The 2,679-nt window shown below is 66.8% G+C and carries 1 protein-coding gene; it reads right to left on the reverse strand.

What is annotated here, in order from left to right; genetic code table 11:
- Positions 1-2,644, reverse strand: a 2,644-nt coding sequence (locus tag HV824_RS35480) for a condensation domain-containing protein (protein ID WP_368738146.1), incomplete at its 3' end; no start/stop codon positions are given.
- Positions 2,645-2,679: the final 35 nt, after the last annotated feature.

The raw sequence follows: 2,679 nt of genomic DNA on the forward strand, positions 1-2,679 counted from the left end.
GCACCTCGGGCCCCACTCCCATGCCCTTCAGGTGGTGCGCCAGCTGGTTCGCACGCCGGTTCAACTCCGCGTACGTCAGCCGCTCGTCCTCGTACTCCACCGCCACCGCGTCCGGCGTCCGCTGCGCTTGCTCCTCGAACAACCGCGCCAGCGACTCCTCCCGTGGGTAATGCGCAGCCGTCCCGCTCCACAGCTTCACCAACTGCTGCTCCTCACGGTCCATCAGCGGCAGTTCCCACAGTCGCGTCTCCGGCTCAGCGACGGCGGCCTCCAACAGCACCTTCAAGTGTCCGAGCATCCGGTCCATCGTCCCGGCCTCGAACAGGTCACTGTCGTAGTTGACCATCGCCATGACGCCGTCCTTCACCTCCTCCATCACCAGAGACAGGTCGAACTTCGAGGTCCGCCCCTCCGACTCCACGCCGGAGAGCCTCAAGCCATCTCCGAGCTTCACCTCCGTCACGGGCGTGTTCTGCAGCGTCAGCGTCACCTGGAACAGCGGACTGCGACTCAAGTCACGCTCGGGATGAAGCTCCTCCACCAGCTTCTCGAACGGCACGTCCTGGTGCGCATACGCGCCGAGCGTCACCTCTCGCACCTGGGCGAGCAACTCCCGGAAGCTCGCTGCCGGCGACACCTTCGTCCGTAGCACCAGCATGTTCGTGAAGAAGCCGATCAGCCCTTCCGTCTCGCCATGCGTGCGCCCTGCGATGGGGGACCCCACGCACACGTCCTCCTGCCTCGCGTACTTGGACAGCACCACCTGAAAGGCCGCCAGCAGCACCATGAACGGCGTTGCGCCTTCACGCTGTGCCAGAGCCTTCACCCGCTCCCACAGGGGGAGAGACCAGGACTGGTCAAGATGACCTCCTCGGAAGGCCTGTACCGCGGGCCGCGGTTTATCCGTCGGCAGCTCCAACGATGGGGGCGCCCCCTCCAGTTGCCGCTTCCAGTATGCGAGCTGCGACTCCAGCACCTCGCCCTTCAGCCACTCCCGTTGCCACAGCGCGTAGTCCGGGTACTGCACTGCCAGTTCCGGTAGCGGTGAGGGACGCCCCTGCGAGAACGCCTCATAGAGCGCGGTCACGTCCCGCACGAGGACGCCCATGGACCACCCATCCGACACGATGTGATGTGTCACCAGGATCAGCACGTGCTCATGCTCGGACAGCTTCAGGAGCGTCACGCGCAGCAAAGGACCCCGTTCGAGCTCGAACGGCTGGTGTGCCTCCTGTTCGACCAGACGAGTGACTTCCGCCGTGCGGGCGGCCTCCGCCAATGACTCCAGCCCCGCGCTTCGGAAGGCCAGCACCGGCTCGGCTGCGATGACTTGAACGGGCTTTCCATCACGAGCGCTGAACGTCGTCCGCAACGACTCGTGGCGCCGCACGAGTTCCACGAAGCTCCGCTCGAGCACCTCGGCGCGGAGCGGCCCCTCTACCCGAAGGACGGCCGGCACATTGTAGGAGGCGCTCCCTCGCGCCATCTGATCCAGGAGCCACAGCCGTTGCTGCGCGAACGACGGAGGCAACACCCGGCTTCCATCCGCTCGTGGCTTCAGAGGCGGAGCGGTGACCGACGCTCCCGTGCGAATGGCGTGGTCAAGCCGCTCGGCCAGGGCCGACAGCGTGGGCGCCTCGAACAGTTCACGGAGCGGCAGCTCGGTTTGGAAAGTGCCCCGAATCCGCGAAACCACCTGCGTTGCCAACAATGAGTGTCCGCCCAGCTCGAAGAAGTCGTCCTTCGCCCCCACCCGCTCCACACCCAGCACCTGAGAGAAGATCCCAGCGATCAACTCCTCTGTCGGAGTGCGCGGCGCCACATAATCGGGACCTGGGGTGCCCAGCATCGCCACCGGCGCGGGCAGCGCCTTGCGGTCCACCTTGCCGTTGGGCGTCAGCGGCAGTGACTCCAGCAGCACATACACCGACGGCACCATGTACTCCGGCAGCCGCTGCTTCATGTGGCTTCGCAGCGCACCCGCGTCCAGCGAGGCAGCGTCTCGGGCCGTGACGTAGGCCACCAGTCGCTTGCCTTCACCACCGTCACCACCGTCCTCGCGAGCCACCACGACGGCTTCGTTGACGCCACCGTGCTGGGCCAGCGCCGCTTCCACTTCGCCCAGCTCAATTCGGTAGCCGCGCACCTTCACCTGCGTGTCCGCGCGGCCCAGGAACTCCAACGTCCCGCTCCTCAGCCATCGCACCACGTCCCCGGTGCGGTACAGCCGCGCTCCCTCGCCGTACGGACTCGGAACGAAGCGCTCCGCCGTCAGCTCCGGGCGTCCCACGTACCCCACCGCCAACCCGTCTCCGCCCACGTACAGCTCGCCCGGTACGCCCACTGGCACCGGACGCATTGCACCGTCCAGCACGTACGCCACCGTGTTCCTCACCGGCCGGCCGATGGACACCGACACTCCGACTTCCTCGGGCTTCTCCATCCGGTACGTGCTGGAGAACGTCGTGTTCTCCGTCGGGCCGTACCCGTTGATGAGCACACCGCCCGCGGCCAGCCGCTCCTTCACGCGCGACACTGGCAGCGCGTCACCACCGGCCAGCAACTGACGGACACTGGCCAGGGCCTTCGGCTGCCGCGCCTGCATCTGCTCGAAGAGCGCCGCCGTCAGCCACAACGACGTCACGCCTGAAGACTCCAGCTTGCGGCCCAACTCCTCCA

The sequence above is a fragment of the Myxococcus sp. AM009 genome (genome assembly GCF_013372605.1).
Classification (GTDB): Bacteria; Myxococcota; Myxococcia; order Myxococcales; family Myxococcaceae; genus Myxococcus; species Myxococcus vastator.